Below are 16152 nucleotides of genomic sequence, written 5' to 3'. Positions count from 1 at the left end.
GCCCGGCGGGCATCGCCGGCCGGCTTGCCGCGCGGCCGGAACTCTCCGGCCGGGCGATGACACCCGTTCACGGAGAAACCCAAGATCATGCAATCAGACACGGCTCGCCAGGACGACGTCCAGCCGTTGCACATTGACATCCCGGACAGCGCGCTGGCCGATTTGAGAGACCGGCTGGCCCGGGTACGCCTGCCCGACCCCGAGACCGTGCCGGACGCCGGCCAGGGCGTGCAGGTCGGCCGGCTGCGGGAGCTCCTGCACCACTGGGCCACCGGCTACGACTGGCGCAAGATCGAGCGGCACCTCAACGACCTCGGCCAGTTCCGCACGACGATCGACGGCCTCGGCATCCACTTCACGCACGTCCGCTCACCGCACCGGAACGCGACACCCCTGTTGCTGCTGCACGGCTGGCCTGGATCGTTCCTGGAGTTCCTGAAGGTGATCGGCCCGCTCACCGATCCGGTCGCGCACGGCGGGGACGCGCGGGACGCCTTCCACGTCGTCATCCCGTCCATGCCCGGCTACGGGTTCTCGGACATCCCCAGCGCCGAGGGCTGGACGCCGGATCGGATCGCCGCCGCGTACGCGGTGCTGATGCGGCGCCTGGGCTACGACTCCTACCTGGCGCAGGGCGGCGACTGGGGCGGCGTGGTGGCCACCCGCATGGGCAGGCAGCGCCCTGACGGCCTGCGCGCCGTCCACCTCAACTTCCCCGAGTTCCTCGCCCTGCCGCCGGTCGGCGACGAGCCGACCCCGGAAGAGGCCGCGGCCCTGGCTCAGGGCGAGGTGTTCGCGCACGTCCACTCCGGCTACCACCTGCTGCAGCGCACCCGGCCGCAGACCATCGGCTACGCCCTGACCGATTCCCCGGCCGGTCAGGCCGCCTGGATCTACGAGAAGTTCCTCGACTGGGCCGCCCCCGGAGCCTTCACCCTGGACGAGATGCTCGACCACATCTCCCTGTACTGGCTGACCGGCACTGCCGCCTCGTCCGCCCGCCTGTACTGGGAGTACGCCCAGGAGCCGCTCAGGCTGACCGAGCTCGACCTGCCGGTGGGCGTGAGCGTCTTCCCCGACGAGCTGACCCGCACCCCGCGCATCTGGGCCGAACGCGCCTACCACGACCTGCGCTACTTCAACGACGACATTCCCGCCGGCGGCCACTTCGCGGCGTTCGAGCAGCCCGGCCTGTTCGTCGACGAGGTACGCGCGTTCGCCCGGGCGATCGAGGTGGCCGCATGAGATGGGTCACCTACCGGTCGTCCGACGGGTCGGAGCGGTGCGGGCTGGTGCAGGGAGGCAAGATCCTCGGCCACACCCCGGGCATGACCTTGCTGGACGTGCTGCGCTCCGGTGAGGGCCTGGAGGCCGCCGCCGCCCTGGTGACGTCGAACCCGGCCGAGATCGTGGACCTGGCCTGGGCGGACATCCTGGCGCCGATCCCGGTGCCGCCGTCGGTCCGCGATTTCGCCGCCTTCGAACGGCACGTCGCGGGCGCCGCCGGCGGCACGGTCAGCCCGGTCTGGTACGAGGAGCCCATCTTCCACTTCTCGAACCCGGCCGCGATCCGGGGCCCGCGCGACGACGTGCCCGTACCGCCGGGGACGACGGCGTGGGACTACGAGGTCGAGGTCGCCGCCGTGATCGCCGACGACTGCTCCGACCTGGACCCGGCCACGGCCGAGAGCCACATCGCCGGCTACCTCGTCTACTGCGACTGGAGCGCGCGCGACCTCTCCGCCCGGGAGATGGGCTTCGTCTTCGGCCCCTCCAAGAGCAAGGACAGCGCGACCAGCCTCGGCCCGTACCTCGTCACGCCCGACGAACTGGAGCCCCACCGCTCGGGCAAGGGCTACACGCTCACGATGGACGGCTACGTCAACGGCGAGCCGTACGGAGGCGGCACCTGGGACGAGATCCACTGGTCGTTCGGCGAGCTGCTGGCGCACGCGTCGCGGGACACTACGCTGCGGGCCGGCGACATCATCGCCAGCGGTCCCGTCGGCACCGGTTGCATCCTGGAGCTGGCCGGGCGGCGCGACTACCTGACGCCGGGCGACACCGTCCGGGTCGAGGTCGAGCGGCTCGGCGCGGTGGAGGCGCGGATCGTCGCCAAGGGCGACAGGCTCGTACCGGAGATGATGATCTCGCGGAGCGTCCTGATCGCCGCTCCCGCCGCGGCCGTGTTCGACGTGATCGCGGATCCGCGCCGGCACGGCCACATCGACGGGTCAGGCACGGTCGCCGACACGATCACCGGCCCCGCCCGCCTCACCCTGGGCGCCGAGTTCAGCGTCTCGATGGTGCTGTACGACGTGCCGTACGAGGTGACGAACACCGTCGTCGAGTACGAGGAGAACCGCCGCATCGCCTGGGCGCACCCGGGCCGGCACCGCTGGCGCTACGAGCTGGCGGAGGTCGAGGGCGGCACGCTGGTCACCGAGACCTGCGACTTCACCACCTCGCCATGGGGAGAGCGCGTCGCGGGATCCGCCTGGGGCCGGCGGGACGCCGAGGCCATCGAGCAGACCCTGCCGCGGCTCAAAGCGCTGATCGAGGACGGCGCCTGAAGCCGTCCCGGCGAGCCCTGACCTGACCACAGAAAGGATCTTTGTGCACATCGGCATCGGACTTCCGAACCAGGTGCGCCACGTCACCGCCTCGATCATTCCACGCTGGGCGGCCCGGGCTGAGGAAGCCGGCTTCTCCACCCTCGCCACGACCGGGCGTTACGCGTACCCGAGCGTGAGCGACACCGTCGCGCTCGCGGCCGCGGCGGGGGCGACCACCACGATCGGCCTGCTCAGCGCGGTTCTGCTGGCCCCGACCTGGCCCGGCGCCCTGCTGGCCAAGGAGATCGCGGGCATCGACGGCGTCTCCGGCGGCCGTCTCACCCTCGGGGTCGGCGTCGGGTCACGCGCGGACGAGTTCACCGTCCCCGGACACGGCCTGCACGGCCGGGGCGCGCGATTGGAAGCCGACCTGGCGACCTACCGCGAGATCTGGGGCGGCGCACCGGTCGGCAACGGCCCGAACCCGGCCGTGCCATCGGGCACCCGGCAGGTCCCCATGCTGTTCGGCGGATACTCCGCTCGCGCGCTGGACCGCATGGTGCGCTGGGGCGAGGGCTACATCGGCGGCTCCCTGCCGCCCGCCATGACGGCGCCCAGCTTCGAGGCGGCGAAACGGGCCTGGCGGGAGGCGAGCCGCCAGGGCGCCCCGAAACTCGTCGTGCTCTGCTACTTCGCGCTGGGCGACACCGAGACCGGACAGGCGAACATCCATGACTTCTACCGCCTGGCCCCCAAGGACATCGCCACCAACGCGGTGCTCTGCACCACCCCGAAAATGATCAAAGAGTCCGTCGCGGCCTACACCGACCTCGGCCTCGACGAGATCATCTTCGTCCCCGCCACAGACGACCTCGACGAGATCGCCCGCCTCGCCGACCTCGTCACCTGAACGGAGCGCGACGAGCGAAGAAGTCGCAGGTCGCGACCGCCACTTCTGCGTTCAGCTGGCGGGGGCCGGATCGCCGATGCGGACATGCAGGTTCGTCAGCACGCGGAATTTCCAGCCGTGCAGGTCATGCGGCCGTCCGGGGTCCAGGGAGAGCCGGGGGTGTTGCTGGAGCAGCACCTCCAGCAGGGCCGCGATGATGCCGCCGACGACCGGGGCGGCGAGGCAGGCGTGGCGGGAGTATCCGAGACCCAGGTGCGGGAAGGGGTCCCGGTTGATGTCGAAGGTGTCGGGGTCGGTGAAGACGCTCTCGTCCCGGCCTGCCGAGGCGATGACCGCCATGACGGTCGCTCCGGCGGGGATGATCTGTCCGGCGAGGAGCACGTCTCTGGTCGTGCGGCGGGTGAGCGCGCCGTTCGGCGACAGCCAGCGCAGCGTTTCGTGGACGGCCTTGCGGATCAGGCGCGGGTCGTCGCGTACGGCCTGCATCTGAACGGGGTGCTGGAGCAGCGCGAGCAGCGTGAGCCCGGCGCCGGCCGCCGGTTCCAGGAACGCCGAGAGGATCTCGATGAAGGTGGGCAGGACGTTCTCGGCGGATCGGACGGTATCGGGCGGGCAGCCGCTGTGGAGCAGCTGTGACAGGACCGAGCCGTCGGGCCGGTCGGCGGCCTTCCTGGCGCAGGGCTCGATCGTCTGGCGGATCTCGGTGGCGGCGGCCAACGCCCGTTCGTGGACGCCCGGATCCGCCATGAAGTTGCTCATCCCGGCGCTGAGGTGGCGGGCCCAGCGGATGAGCGTGCCGGTGTCCACGTCCGGCAGGCCGAGGAAGCGGGCGAGGGCGGTGCTCGCGGCGGGTTCGAAGTAGCCGGACATCAGCTCGTCCCGGCTGCTGAGCCCGCCGGCGTACGGCCGTGCGGCCTCGCGGGTGAGTGTCGCGACCTGCTCGACGCGTTCGTGGGCGAATCGCGTGTCGACGGCGGCTCGCAGATCAGCGTGGGCGTCGCCCTCGGCCCTGAGCACGGACCCTTCCCCGAAGATCTGCGTGGCCAGCGAGGGGAAGGCGCTGGTGAACGACTCGTAGGCACTGAGGACTTGGCGCACGCCATCCCATCGGGTGACCATCCACAGGTCGAGCTTCGGCAGCAGGACGACCGGCGCTTCGCGGCGCAGCCTGGCGAAGATCGGATAGGGGTCACCGCCGAGCCGGTCGAAGGTGATGGACGCCGCGAAGTCGTTCATCGACGTCACCCGCCCGTCGGCACACCCGGCTGCTCGGCGGCCGCCTCGTCGCCGCCGAGGCGGGGGCGCGGAACCGGATTGCCGCGCAGGTACTCGACCTCGGTGCGGAGGTTCGCCAGCAGTTTGGCGGCGGTGTCCTGGCTGAAGCCGTTGCGGATGACGAAGCGGATGACGGCTATGTGCTCCAGGTCAGGCGGCAGGTAGTACGTCGGGGCCTGCCAGCCGTGCATCTTCAGCCGGGCGGCCAGGTCGAAGACGGTGAAACCGTCGAAGCCGGGGGCGGTCCGCACGGCGAGCACCGGGAGTTCGGAGCCGTCGGCGATGAGGGAGAGCTCGGGGAGTTTCGCGATCTCCTGCCCGAGGTAGGTCGCCACGTCCCGGCAGGTCTGCTGGACGGCCTGGTAGCCCTCGAAGCCGAGCCGCAGGAAGTTGTAGTACTGCGCGACGACCGGGGCGCCGGAGCGGGAGAAGTTGAGCGTGAAGGTGTCCATGTTGCCGCCGAGCAGGTCGCAGGAGAGCACCAGGTCCTGCGGCAGGGCGTCCGGCTCCTGCCAGACGATCCAGCCGACGCCGGGGTAGACCAGGCCGAACTTGTGCCCCGATGTGTTGATCGACTGCACCCGGGGGAGCCGGAAGTCCCACACCATGTCGGGCTCCAGGAACGGGGTGATGAAGCCGCCCACGGCCGCGTCCACGTGCAGCGGTATTCTCAGCCCGCGCTCGGCCTCCAGCCGGTCCAGCTCGGCCGACATCTGCTCGATCGGGTCGTACTTGCCGCATTGCGTGGAGCCGAGCACGCCGATGACGCCGATGGTGTTGTCGTCACAGAACTCGCCGAGCCGGGCCGGGTTCAAGGTGAAGGCCGGCTCCTCGATCGGTATCCAGCGCGGCTCGACGTCCCAGTACTGGCAGAACTTCGGCCAGCAGGTGTGGACGGCGGTGCCCATCACGAGGTTGGGGTTGGTGGTGGGCAGTCCGGCCGCCCTGCGCCGCTCGCGCCATTGGAACTTCATCGCCAGCGCGCCGAGCATGGCCGCCTCGCTGGAGCCGCCCGTGGAGCAGCCGACGCTGGCGCCGTTCGGGTCGCCCCACAGGTGATCGAGCATGTTGACGCAGCGCGCCTCGATGTCGGCCGTCTGCGGGTACTGGTCGTGGTCGACGAGGTTGCGGTCGAGGGTTTCCGCGATGAGTTCGCGGGCCTGGGGCTCCATCCAGGTCGTGCAGAAGGTGGCCAGGTTGAGCCGGGCGTTGCCGTCGAGGAGGAGTTCGTCGCGGATGAGCGCCTGGGCCGCTGTGGGACTCATCGGGCCGGCCGGCATCTTGAACCGCGGCACGCCGCCTTCCGGCACCAGCCCGTTGTAAAGAGGGTTGACATCGAGTGATTCTTGCCACCGGTCGGATTCGACTCGTCTGAGCATGAGCTTCACCCTTCGAAGGAGCTTTGCCGCGTTCATCACTCACGGTAGGCAGGTCTTTACGATGAGTCAATGCTGTGATTGCAGCGTCTCTCGTGGCGGACGCGTCGAATTTCGTCTTCCCGACACTATGTTGGTATCTTGCCGACGACGCGTCGGTAAATAGCGGCGCCGGTTCCGTGAAATCCCCTCCTGTGAAGGAGTGCCATGTTCCTGGCCTGGCGCGAGCTGGTTTTCGCCCGCGCACGTTTCGGCCTGATGGGCGGAGTCGTCGCCCTCATCGCCATCCTCGTCGTCCTGCTGTCCGGCCTGTCTTCCGGGCTCGTCAACGACGGCGTCTCCGGGCTCCAACGGTTGCCCGTCACCGCGTTCGCCTTCGCCGAGGGCACCCAGACCGACTCCGCCTTCTCCCGCAGCACCGTCAACGTGAGCCAGGCCGAGACCTGGAAGAGCCGCGACGACGTCGGCGACGCCGCGCCGTTCGGCATCACGCTGGTCAACGCCAAGGCCACGACAGAAGCCGGCGCTCAGGTGCCGATCGACCTGGCCCTGTTCGGCGTCGAGCCCGGTTCGTTCCTCAAGCCCGCCGTCTCCGCCGGCGCCGGGCTGGGCGACCTAGACGGGATCGTGGTCAGCCAGACCGTCCTGGACGAGGGCCTGGCGATCGGCGACACCGTCGTCATCAACCGCCTGGGCACCCAGCTCAAGATCGTCGGAACCACGGGCGACCAGCGCACCTTCGGGCACGTCGACGTGGCGTACCTGCCGTTGCGCTCCTGGCAGCAGGTGCACGCCGGCGCCGGGGCGGGCGACGAGCCGCGTGCCGAAGCATACGAAGAGGCCACGGCCATCGCCCTGCGCGCACGGGACGGCGACCAGATCGACCTGACCGGCGGCGACGCGGCGGCGGGCACCGCGAGCATGACGCTCGAGGAGTCCTTCGGAGCCTCGCCCGGCTACACCGCCGAGACCTCCACGCTCACGCTCATCCAGGTCTTCCTCTACGCCATCTCCGCGCTCGTCGTCGGAACGTTCTTCACCGTGTGGACGATCCAGCGCAAGCACGAGCTCGCCGTCGTACGGGCCATGGGCGCCTCCACCGGCTACCTCATGCGGGACACGATGATCCAGGCGACCGTCATCCTGGCCGTGTCCACCGCCGTGGGCTTCCTGATAGGGGTCGGCGGCGGCGCGATGCTCGCCACCACGCCCATGCCGTTCGCCCTGGAGGCAGGCCCGCTCGTCTTCGCCGCCCTGCTCCTCGTCGGCCTCGGCCTCGCCGGTGCCGCGGCGGCCGTGGGCCGCATCGTCCGCGTCGACCCGCTCGTAGCCCTGGGAGGGCAACGATGACCACTCATTCCACGTCCCGGCGTCCTGACGCCCGCCCGGCCGGCGCTCATGAGCGCGGCGGTCTGCTGGTGGAGGGCGTCACCCTGTCCCTCGGCGACGGCGACGCCACGGTCACCGCGCTCGACGACGTCGACCTCGACGTGGCGGCCGGCGAGTTCGTCGCCGTCGTGGGGCCGTCGGGGTCCGGCAAGTCGAGCCTGCTCGCCGTCGCCGGCGCGCTCACCACACCCGACACCGGCAGGGTCCTGCTCGACGGCGTCGACATCACCAGGGCGAGCCCGCGAGAGAAGGCGCGGCACCGACGCGAACGGATCGGGTTCGTCTTCCAGTCCGGCAACCTCATCCCGGCCCTCACCGCGCTCGACCAGCTCCGTTTCGCGCTCGATGTAGCGGGCAAACGCGCAGGTGGCGGTCACGACCCGCGAGAACTGCTCGACCGGGTCGGCATGGGACACCGCGCCGGGCACCGCCCCCACCAGCTGTCCGGCGGCGAGCGGCAGCGCGTGGGGATCGCCCGCGCGCTGGTCACCCGCCCGGCCGTGCTCCTGGTGGACGAGCCGACCGCCGCGCTCGACCGTGCCCGCAGCGACGATATCGTGACGCTGCTGGCGCATGAGGCGCACGAGTTCGCCGTCGCGACGATCATGGTCACCCACGATCACGAGGTGCTGCACCACTGCGATCGTGTCCTGTCGATGGTGGATGGGAGACTGTCGGAGTAGGCCGACCATGGGTGGAGGAGGGCAGGTGCCGCGCATTCAAGCCCCTACTGTCGCCGAGCATCGGGCCGCCCAGCGCCGGGCGCTGCTCGACGCGGCCAGGGAGATCCTCGCGGAGACGGGCCGGCCCCCGACGCTGACCCGGGTCGCGGCCCGCGCCGGGCTTGCCCGCCCCAGCCTCTACCAATACTTCCGGTCGCCGGCAGACCTGCTCAACGCGGTGGTGGAAGACGTCTTCCCCCGCTGGTCGGCCAGGGTGGCCGCGGCGATGGACGCCGCGGCCACCCCTGCCGACGGCGTACTCGCCTACGTGCTGACCAATTTCGAGCTCATCACCGAGGGCGAGCACGCGCTGGCCACCGTCCTCGCCGAGGTCGTGCCGGGCGACACCATCGCCGAGCAGAGCCGTGCCATGCACGCGCAGCTCCTGGAGCCTCTCGTGGAGACGCTGCGCCTCCTCGGAGATCCCGCGGCGCCGGAGACGGCGGAAATGATCAACGCCATCGTCTTCGCCGGGTCCCGGCTGATCGAGTCCGGCACTGACCTGCAGACCGTCTGGGGGTCCGCACGGGGTCTGCTGGAGCCGTTCGTCCGCGCCGCAGACCAGACGACGCCCTGAGCACACCGCCGGAGGTGCGTCACAGGGGCGGAACCATCTTGCCGACATAGCGTCGGTAAGATGGCGGCACCGGCAGGCTCAGTTCTCGGAGGAACGCCATGTACGTCGTTCACAACCGCATCGAAGTCACTCCCGAACAGGCCGCCTCTTTCGAGGAGACCTTCAGCGCCGGCATGCGCGCGACGCTCGCCGGGGTGCCCGGACTCCGGCGCAGCCTGCTGATGCGCCCGGCCAAGCCCGGTGACCCGTACGTGTCGACCATGGAGTTCGACTCGGCCGAGGATTTCCGCGCCTGGATGAAGTCCGACTCCTTCAAGGCCGCTCACTCCGACGTCGACGCGCCCGGCATGCAGGCCCCCTCGGCGATCGAACTGTTCGATGTACTGGAGGACTTCTCAGCCTGAACCATGCCCTGGCGGCTCTCCGACGGGGTCCGGCAGGGCTCGTCTCAGCTCGCCGGCGCAGGCGAGGGCTGGGAGGTGAACCCGAGTTCCTGAGAGATCAGCGCCGAGGTCTCCAGCAGGAGCGGAAGTTTCTCCTTCAGCTGCTCCAAAGTGGCGATCACCTCGATCGCGGTCACGGAGACGGCCGCGATGACCTGTCCGCGCGAGTCCCTGATCGGCACGGCGACGCACCTGGCATAGGAGTCGTGCTCGCCGTCGTCGACGGCCCAGCCCCGTTCGGCGACGCGGGTGAGCTCGGCATCGAGGGATTCGCGATCGGCGAGGGTGGTGCTGGTGTACCGCTCGAAGGTGACGTGCGAGAGCAGGCGGTCGCGTTCCTCCTGGGAGAGGTGGGCGAGGATCACCTTGCCCACGGCGCTCGCGTGGATCGAGACGGCGCGGCCGATCCGTGACGGCAGCTTCACCGCGTCGAACGCGGGGCTGTCCACCTTGTCGACGTAGATGATCTCGTCGCCGGTCAGCTGTGCCAGGTGCACGGTATGGCCCGTCTGCCGCTGCAGCGCGCGCAGGTGCGGGGACGCGAACTGACGGAGGTCCATGGAGCCGAGCGCGAGCTCCGACAGCTCGATGAGCCCGCTGCCGAACACGTACGTCCCCGCGCCCGTCTTACGCACGAACCGGGCGTCCTCCAGCGTCTTGAGGATGCGGAGGGCCGTGGATTTGTGGACGCCGAGCACGTCCGCGGCCTCGGAGAGGGTCAGTGGATGCTCCGCGGTCAAGCGGATCAAATCGATCGCACGCCTGATCGTTTGCGCCACCTACGCCTCCTTTGCGTTGCGTATGTTGCAATGTAGCGCATGACCTGCGCAATCGCTACTTGACACCGTTGCACATGTCGCTACGATCGTTGCAATTCCGACAGGAAGTTACGAGTCATCACTCTGGAGTGCAAATGAGGCTGCATCGCGTTCGCCGGAGCATGGTCGCGGCGGCCGGCGTCACCTGTATGGCCGCCGCCCTGTTGACCGGCTGCGGCTCCGACGGCGGATCCACCGAAGGCGGCGTGACCAAGCTGACGTTCGCCGCCTCGACCCTCGGCGACCCCGGCAGAGGCCCGCTCCTCACGAAATGGCTCGAGGAGTTCAACAAGAGCCAGAACAAGATCCAGGTCTCTCCGGCCGCGGTGCCGTACCCGACCTTCGGCCAGACCGTCCTGACCCAGATGGGCAGCGGAAAAGGGCCCGACTTGATCCGCTTTGACATGCCGGAGTTCGAGTCCGCCGCGGATGCCGGCCTCATCGCACCGCTCGACGACCTCATCGACGTCAGCAAGTACGACCTGATCAAGCAGCCTGACCAGTTCATGGTCCATGACGGCCAGCGTCACGGGATCATCTTCGAGGCGTCGAACTACGCGATGTTCTACAACGCCGACCTGATCAAGAAGCCGCCCACGACCTACGAGGAGTTCGTCAAGACGGCCAAGTCGCTGACCAAGGGCGACACCTACGGCCTGGCGTTCCGCCAGACGGAGGCCGAGGAAGCCGGTGTCTGGCAGGACATCTTCAACTACGTCTACGGCTTCGGCGGCGCGTGGTCGGACGGCCAGAAGCTGACGATCAACTCGCCCGCGAACCTCAAGGGCCTGCAGGCGTTCAAGGACCTGTACGACGCCAAGGTGATCCCGCGCGGCACGGACGCGGCGACGTTCCGCCGCATGTTCGCCGAGGGCAAGGTCGGCATGGAGCTCAACAACGGCGGCTACGTGACGGCGACCCGCGGCCAGAACGCCGACCTGAACTTCAACGTCGCGCCCATCCCGTTCCCGGTCCGCAAGCAGGGCGCGATCCTCGCCCCCATCGTGATCAACGAGGCGAGCCCGGCCAAGGAGGCGGCGGCGACCTTCATCAAGTGGACGCTTGAGCCGGAGAACCAGGTCAAGCTGCAGGAGATCCTCGGTGCCAGCAGCGTGGCGACGGTCACCAAGCGAAGCCCTGAGCAGCTCAAGGAGACGCCGTTCCTGACCGTCTTCGACGACCTCACCGAGACGAGCCTGCCGCAGATCGTCCAGGGGTTCGAGGCGCAGACGCCGGACATCCGGAAGATCGTCGTGCAGAACGTGATCGCGGCGCTCCAGGGCACGGTCGACCTCAAGACCGCACTGGACCGCGCTCAGCAGCAGGCGACCCAGCAGGTCGGCTGACCGGACGACACCGCCGGCGAGCCCCTCCCGCCGGCGGCGTCCTATTTCTCTAAGGACCACATTCGATGACCGCGCTGGAACAACAGCAGCTTCCAGGGCCTCGAACCGGGACCCGGCGTCGAGGCAGCCCTCTGGGGAGCAAGTGGACGCCCTATTTCTTCCTGGCCCCCGCAGCCCTCTTCATCCTGGTCTTCCAGGTCGTTCCGCTGGCGCAGGAAGTCTTTCTGAGCTTCACGCGAACCTCGTTGCTGAACCCCACACACAGCACCTGGGTGGGGTTCGACAACTACACCCGCATCTTCGGTGATGCGGAGTTCCGCCGTACCCTCCTCATCACCCTCATCTACGTCGTCGTGTGCGTCGTCGCCGCCGTGGGCACCGGGCTGGCAGTCGCCCTGCTGCTCAACAAGGGCTTCAGCGGCCGGGGGCTGGCGCGGGCACTGGTGACCATTCCGTGGGCGGCGCCCGGCATCGCGGTCGCGCTCATCGCGATCTGGATGCTCAACCCGGACTACGGCATCGTGAACCGCTTCCTTGACGCGGTCGGCCTCGGCGTCCCCGGCGGCGCGATCCTCGACAGCCCGCGATACGCGCTCCCGGCCATCCTCGTCACGACCATCTGGCAGCTGTTCCCGTTCACCTCGGTGGTCCTGCTGTCCGCGCTGCAGGCTGTCCCGTCGCACCTCACCGAGGCCGCGATGATGGACGGCGCGGGACGATGGGCGACCTTCCGCGCCGTCACCTGGCAGTCCATCAAGCCGACCGTCGGCCTGCTCGCCGTCCTCATGACCATCTGGTCGCTGCGGCGGTTCGAGCTCATCTGGCTCATGACGAAGGGCGGACCGGTCGGCGCGACCCAGACGCTGGTCATCGACCTCTACTCGCAGGCCTTCGACTCCAAGCAGCTCGGCTCGGCGGCGGCGGTCGGCATGGTCGGTGTGATCATCTCGCTCATCGTCATCGCCGGCAGCCGGTTCGTCGCCCGCGCCGCTGAAAGGGAGGCCGGCTGATGAGGCTGCCCCGCATCGGTCTGACCCTGCGGATCGTCGGTGTTCTCGTCGTGCTCGGGATCGCCGTCTTCCCGCTGTACTGGATGTTCGTCACCGCGCTGTCCGGCGACTCGGAGCTCTTCGCCGCCGAGGCCCGGCTCGTCCCCGACTTCTCCCAGTTCGGCGTCTTCATCGACGCGCTGGCCGAAGGCAAGGCGGCGACCTGGCTGCGCAACAGTCTGGTGATCGCCGCTGGCACGACGATCCTCTCGATCGGTCTCGGCATCCCGCTCGGCTACGCCCTGTCGCGATTCTCGTTCCGGGGCAAGGTCCTCATGACCATCGTGCTGCTGTTCACGCAGATGCTTCCCGAGGCGCTCATGGTCGTGCCGCTGTTCGCGCTCTTCCGGCGATTCGACCTCCTCGACTCCCTCGGCGGGCTCATCCTGGTCAACTCCGCCTTCGTCCTGCCGATCGTCGCCCTCATCCTCAAGGGCGCCTTCGACGGCCTGCCCCGTGAGATCGAGGAGTCCGCGCGGGTCGACGGAGCACGACCGCTCACCGTGCTCACCCGCATCAACGTGCCGCTGATCGCCCCCTCACTCGCCGCCAGCGCGGTCATCGCGTTCTTCCACGCCTGGAACGAGTACGTCTTCGCCGTGACGTTCATCTTCACTCCCGAGACGCAGCCGGCATCGGTCGGCATCGCCAACTTCATCGGTGAGCTCGGCACGCCCATCCAGACGGTCATGGCGGTCTCGTTCCTGTTCACGGCGCCGGCCGTCGTCTTCTACCTGTTCGTCCAGAAGTATGTGGTCGCCGGCATGACCGCCGGCGCCGTGAAGGGCTGAGCCGCACGTGAAGATCACCTCAGTCGACACTCTCGTCGTCGACTTCTACCGCACCAATCTCGTGATCGTCCGCGTCTCGACGGACGAAGGAATCGTCGGACTGGGCGAGGCGACCCTGGAGGGCAAGGAACGCGCCGTCCAGGGCGCCGTCACCGAACTGGCCGAGGCCGTGATCGGGCTGGACCCCACCCGCATCTCCGGCATCCTGTACGAGCTGGCCAGGGACTGGTACTGGCGAGGCGGCCCCGTCGTCATGACCGCGCTGAGCTCGTTCGAGATGGCGCTGTGGGACATCTCGGCACGGGAGCTCGGCGTCCCGGTCTCCCGCCTGCTCGGCGGCGCCACCCGCGACCGGGTGCGCGCGTACGCCAACGGCTGGTTCTCCGGAGCCGCCACGCCCGAGGAGTACGCGGCCGCCGCGAGGAGGACCGTCGACAGCGGCTTCCGCGGTCTCAAGTGGGACCCCTTCGAGAACTTCGACCTCACGATCACCCATCGCCAGCTGGACCGCGCGCTCGCGCAGATCGACGCCGTCCGCTCCGCCGTCGGGCCCGACGTCGAGCTGTTCGTCGAGGGCCACGGCCGGTTCGACGTCACGCACGCCATCAAGATCGCGCGGGAGATCGCGCAGTTCGACCCGGTGTTCTTCGAGGAGCCCTGCCCTCCGGACAACCTCGACGCCCTCGTCGACATCCGCCGGGCATCGCCGGTGCCCATCGCCGCGGGGGAGCGATGGTTCGGACGGCAGGGTTTCGCGCCGGCGCTCGCCCGCCAGGCGGTCGACTACGTCCAGCCTGACGTGACGCACGCCGGCGGCATCGCCGAGCTGGCCTTCATCTCGACGCTCGCCGCGACCAGCTACGTCGGGTTCGCGCCGCACAATCCCAGCGGACCGCTGAGCACGGCGGCGTCGCTGCAGCTCGGGGCCGCCCTGCCCAACTTCCGCTACCTGGAGATCATGGCCACCGACGTCCCATGGCGCCCGGAGGTCACCAACGAGAGGCTCGTGCTGACGGAGGAGGGCGACATCCTCGTCCCGACCGGGCCCGGTCTCGGCATCGAGCTCGACCTCGAGGCGATCGCGCGGCATCCCTTCACCCCCCACCCCATGCGCTTGTTCCAGGACGCCGTCTTCGACATCCGGCCCCCCGACGAGCGGTCCTTCTTCAACCTGGGAGACGGCGAATGAGCCTGTCATCGTCCGATGAGCGCGCCTGGTTCGGGACGGCCGCGGACGCGCTGCCGGACGATGCCGCGGACGCCGTCCTGATCGGGCGGATCTGGGATCCCCTCGCCGAAGGGCCCTCACCCGTGGTGGTCCGCGACGGAGAGGTCATCGACGTCAGCGCGGAGTTCCCGACGATCCGCGACATCTGCGAGCTGCCGGAACCCGCTGCCGTGGTCTCCGGGCTGAACGGCCGGCACGTCGGCGCCTTCGCGGACGTGCTCGCCAACACCGGGTCCCCTGCCCGCGACCGTACCCGGCCCTGGCTGCTCGCACCGGTCGACCTCCAGGCGCTCAAGGCCGCCGGAGTGACCTTCGCCGTCTCGATGATCGAGCGCGTCATCGAAGAACGGGCCGGCGGCGACATGGCGCGCGCGGCGGACATCCGCCGCCGGATGCTCGCCGGCGTCGACCTGCACGACCTCACGCCAGGTTCCGAGGAGGCGGCACGGCTGAAGGCCCTGCTGGTCGCCGAAGGCATGTGGAGCCAGTACCTGGAGGTCGGGATCGGCCCTGACGCCGAGATCTTCACCAAGGGCCAGATCCTGTCCGCCATGGGCACCGCGACGCCCGTCGGGGTGCTCGCCGCCTCGACATGGAACAACCCTGAGCCCGAGGTGTCCCTCGTCGTCCAGTCGAGTGGCCGGATCGTGGGGGCGACGCTCGGCAACGACGTCAACCTCCGGGACGTCGAAGGCCGATCCGCGCTCCTGCTGCCGATGGCGAAGGACAACAACGCGTCCTGCGCGCTCGGCCCCCTCGTCCGGCTCTTCGACGAGCGGTTCGACCTGGACCACGTACGCGGCCTCGCGGTGCGGCTGGACCTCGAAGGCGAGGACGGCTTCCGCCTTGAGGCGGTCTCGGAGATGTCGCGGATCTCCCGCGATCCGGAGGCGCTGGTACGGCAGCTGATCGGCCCGCACCATCACTATCCCGACGGCGCGGTCCTCATGCTCGGCACGATGTTCGCCCCCATCCAGGACCGCGACCACCCGGGCGAGGGGTTCACCCACAAGACCGGCGACGTGGTGCGGATCAGCTCTCCCGCACTCGGCACCCTGGTCAACCGCGTCCAGCACGCCGAGGACTGTGCGCCGTGGAGCTTCGGGATCCGCGACCTCATGGGAAATCTCCACAGGAGAGGACTTCTGTGAGCACACTGTCCTGCCCGGGGCGTCCTTCAAGCGGCGAGAAAGGAGAGTGAAAGGCGGGCCTGGAAGGGTCGTCACGTCTCCAAGGAGAGGTGAGCATGACGATCCACACCCCCGCGCCAACCGGCACCACGCGTCGGCCGGGACGGCTCGGCCCCCTGATGATCGGCCTGATCCTGGGCGTCGTGTTGTGCGCAGGGGCGATGATCGCCATGCGCTGGCCCGCCCAGCAGACCCTCTACACCGACAAGCAGCCGGGCACGGTCGCGTACGACGACGACTCCTCGCACGTGATCGCGCTCATCCGCGATCACTCGCTGCTGGAGGACTCCTATCGCCTGTACGCGGGACGCGATCCGTCGCTGCACTACGGCCACTTCGTCGCCCTCGACCTCCCGGGCATCGCCGACAAGCCGGTGCAGTCCACACAGTGGACTCCGGAAGGCGTACGGGTCCGCTTCGGCACCGGGCACGAGCTGTTCGTCCCCGCCGCCTCCTTCACCGGCGGCCGGTAGGGGACTGCAC

16 protein-coding genes are annotated in these 16152 nt (G+C 69.3%); 13 read left to right on the top strand and 3 right to left on the bottom strand.

The genetic code is table 11. From position 1 onward, the window contains the following. Window positions 1–87: 87 nt before the first annotated feature. Genes AB0K28_RS09180 through AB0K28_RS09170 form a run of 3 tightly spaced genes read left to right on the top strand, consistent with a single transcriptional unit; the run spans window position 88 to window position 3465 of the window. A complete protein-coding gene (locus tag AB0K28_RS09180) occupies window positions 88–1245 on the top strand; it encodes an epoxide hydrolase family protein (protein ID WP_364367090.1) in 1158 nt (385 codons plus the stop codon). Next, entirely contained in the window at window positions 1242–2573 is a 1332-nt protein-coding gene (locus AB0K28_RS09175; RefSeq protein ID WP_364367087.1) for a fumarylacetoacetate hydrolase family protein, read from the top strand. The genes AB0K28_RS09180 and AB0K28_RS09175 overlap by 4 nt, the downstream gene beginning before the upstream one ends. Window positions 2574–2616: 43 nt before the next feature. Further along, window positions 2617–3465, top strand: a complete 849-nt coding sequence (locus tag AB0K28_RS09170; protein WP_364367084.1) for an LLM class flavin-dependent oxidoreductase — start codon at window positions 2617–2619, stop codon at window positions 3463–3465. 51 nt (window positions 3466–3516) lie between these two features. On the opposite strand, the gene AB0K28_RS09165 is transcribed toward AB0K28_RS09170, so the two are convergent. Together AB0K28_RS09165 and AB0K28_RS09160 are read right to left on the bottom strand one after the other, a co-directional pair. Continuing rightward, window positions 3517–4701, bottom strand: coding sequence for a cytochrome P450 (locus AB0K28_RS09165; protein ID WP_364367081.1), 1185 nt, complete (start codon window positions 4699–4701; stop codon window positions 3517–3519). Window positions 4702–4706: 5 nt separating this feature from the next. Beyond that, window positions 4707–6119: a glutamate decarboxylase gene (locus tag AB0K28_RS09160; protein WP_345391661.1), complete on the bottom strand. Its 1413-nt coding sequence runs from the start codon at window positions 6117–6119 to the stop codon at window positions 4707–4709. Window positions 6120–6323: 204 nt separating this feature from the next. Between AB0K28_RS09160 and AB0K28_RS09155 the strand changes: the two genes are divergently transcribed. The 4 genes from AB0K28_RS09155 to AB0K28_RS09140 all read left to right on the top strand — a co-directional run bounded on the left by AB0K28_RS09155 (window position 6324) and on the right by AB0K28_RS09140 (window position 9208). After that, window positions 6324–7466 carry an ABC transporter permease gene (locus tag AB0K28_RS09155; protein ID WP_364367077.1) on the top strand — a complete coding sequence of 381 codons (1143 nt, stop codon included), beginning with the start codon at window positions 6324–6326 and terminating at the stop codon, window positions 7464–7466. After that, on the top strand, window positions 7463–8188 hold the full coding sequence (locus tag AB0K28_RS09150; protein WP_364367074.1) for an ABC transporter ATP-binding protein: 726 nt from the start codon (window positions 7463–7465) through the stop codon (window positions 8186–8188). The genes AB0K28_RS09155 and AB0K28_RS09150 overlap by 4 nt, the downstream gene beginning before the upstream one ends. A gap of 25 nt (window positions 8189–8213) precedes the next feature. Next, complete coding sequence (locus AB0K28_RS09145; protein ID WP_345391652.1) at window positions 8214–8804, top strand: TetR/AcrR family transcriptional regulator; 591 nt, start codon at window positions 8214–8216, stop codon at window positions 8802–8804. A gap of 98 nt (window positions 8805–8902) precedes the next feature. Then, window positions 8903–9208, top strand: coding sequence for an antibiotic biosynthesis monooxygenase (locus tag AB0K28_RS09140; RefSeq protein ID WP_345391649.1), 306 nt, complete (start codon window positions 8903–8905; stop codon window positions 9206–9208). A gap of 44 nt (window positions 9209–9252) precedes the next feature. Here the strand turns inward: AB0K28_RS09140 and AB0K28_RS09135 are convergent, their stop codons facing one another. Then, window positions 9253–10026 carry an IclR family transcriptional regulator gene (locus AB0K28_RS09135; RefSeq protein WP_364367071.1) on the bottom strand — a complete coding sequence of 258 codons (774 nt, stop codon included), beginning with the start codon at window positions 10024–10026 and terminating at the stop codon, window positions 9253–9255. A 134-nt stretch (window positions 10027–10160) separates the two neighbouring features. Here AB0K28_RS09135 and AB0K28_RS09130 point away from each other — a divergent pair, with 134 nt between their 5' ends. The 6 genes from AB0K28_RS09130 to AB0K28_RS09105 all read left to right on the top strand — a co-directional run bounded on the left by AB0K28_RS09130 (window position 10161) and on the right by AB0K28_RS09105 (window position 16142). Next, window positions 10161–11411, top strand: a complete 1251-nt coding sequence (locus AB0K28_RS09130) for a sugar ABC transporter substrate-binding protein (protein ID WP_364367068.1) — start codon at window positions 10161–10163, stop codon at window positions 11409–11411. Window positions 11412–11656: 245 nt separating this feature from the next. After that, entirely contained in the window at window positions 11657–12421 is a 765-nt protein-coding gene (locus AB0K28_RS09125; RefSeq protein WP_364367065.1) for a sugar ABC transporter permease, read from the top strand. After that, a complete protein-coding gene (locus tag AB0K28_RS09120) occupies window positions 12421–13251 on the top strand; it encodes a carbohydrate ABC transporter permease (RefSeq protein WP_364367062.1) in 831 nt (276 codons plus the stop codon). Before AB0K28_RS09125 ends, AB0K28_RS09120 begins: the two co-directional genes overlap by 1 nt. A 7-nt stretch (window positions 13252–13258) precedes the next feature. Then, window positions 13259–14440, top strand: a complete 1182-nt coding sequence (locus AB0K28_RS09115) for a mandelate racemase/muconate lactonizing enzyme family protein (protein ID WP_364367059.1) — start codon at window positions 13259–13261, stop codon at window positions 14438–14440. Next, window positions 14437–15630 (top strand): fumarylacetoacetate hydrolase family protein, encoded by a 1194-nt coding sequence (locus AB0K28_RS09110; RefSeq protein ID WP_345391630.1) that lies wholly within the window; start codon window positions 14437–14439, stop codon window positions 15628–15630. Before AB0K28_RS09115 ends, AB0K28_RS09110 begins: the two co-directional genes overlap by 4 nt. Before the next feature lie 95 nt (window positions 15631–15725). Continuing rightward, window positions 15726–16142, top strand: coding sequence for a hypothetical protein (locus AB0K28_RS09105; protein ID WP_364367056.1), 417 nt, complete (start codon window positions 15726–15728; stop codon window positions 16140–16142). Window positions 16143–16152: the final 10 nt, after the last annotated feature.

Origin of the sequence: Nonomuraea sp. NPDC049504, from assembly GCF_040676845.1 — a bacterium.
Lineage (GTDB): Bacteria > Actinomycetota > Actinomycetes > Streptosporangiales > Streptosporangiaceae > Nonomuraea > Nonomuraea salmonea.
This window is presented reverse-complemented; position numbering and strand designations above follow the sequence as displayed.

What these genes read in the sequence shown, in the direction of transcription:
- AB0K28_RS09130 (WP_364367068.1), top strand. Translation starts at nt 10,161, where the DNA reads ATGAGGCTGCATCGCGTTCGCCGGAGCATGGTCGCGGCGGCCGGCGTC.
- AB0K28_RS09165 (WP_364367081.1), bottom strand. Translation starts at nt 4,701, where the DNA reads ATGAACGACTTCGCGGCGTCCATCACCTTCGACCGGCTCGGCGGTGAC.
- AB0K28_RS09110 (WP_345391630.1), top strand. Translation starts at nt 14,437, where the DNA reads ATGAGCCTGTCATCGTCCGATGAGCGCGCCTGGTTCGGGACGGCCGCG.
- AB0K28_RS09140 (WP_345391649.1), top strand. Translation starts at nt 8,903, where the DNA reads ATGTACGTCGTTCACAACCGCATCGAAGTCACTCCCGAACAGGCCGCC.
- AB0K28_RS09150 (WP_364367074.1), top strand. Translation starts at nt 7,463, where the DNA reads ATGACCACTCATTCCACGTCCCGGCGTCCTGACGCCCGCCCGGCCGGC.
- AB0K28_RS09105 (WP_364367056.1), top strand. Translation starts at nt 15,726, where the DNA reads ATGACGATCCACACCCCCGCGCCAACCGGCACCACGCGTCGGCCGGGA.
- AB0K28_RS09175 (WP_364367087.1), top strand. Translation starts at nt 1,242, where the DNA reads ATGAGATGGGTCACCTACCGGTCGTCCGACGGGTCGGAGCGGTGCGGG.
- AB0K28_RS09160 (WP_345391661.1), bottom strand. Translation starts at nt 6,119, where the DNA reads ATGCTCAGACGAGTCGAATCCGACCGGTGGCAAGAATCACTCGATGTC.
- AB0K28_RS09180 (WP_364367090.1), top strand. Translation starts at nt 88, where the DNA reads ATGCAATCAGACACGGCTCGCCAGGACGACGTCCAGCCGTTGCACATT.
- AB0K28_RS09155 (WP_364367077.1), top strand. Translation starts at nt 6,324, where the DNA reads ATGTTCCTGGCCTGGCGCGAGCTGGTTTTCGCCCGCGCACGTTTCGGC.
- AB0K28_RS09120 (WP_364367062.1), top strand. Translation starts at nt 12,421, where the DNA reads ATGAGGCTGCCCCGCATCGGTCTGACCCTGCGGATCGTCGGTGTTCTC.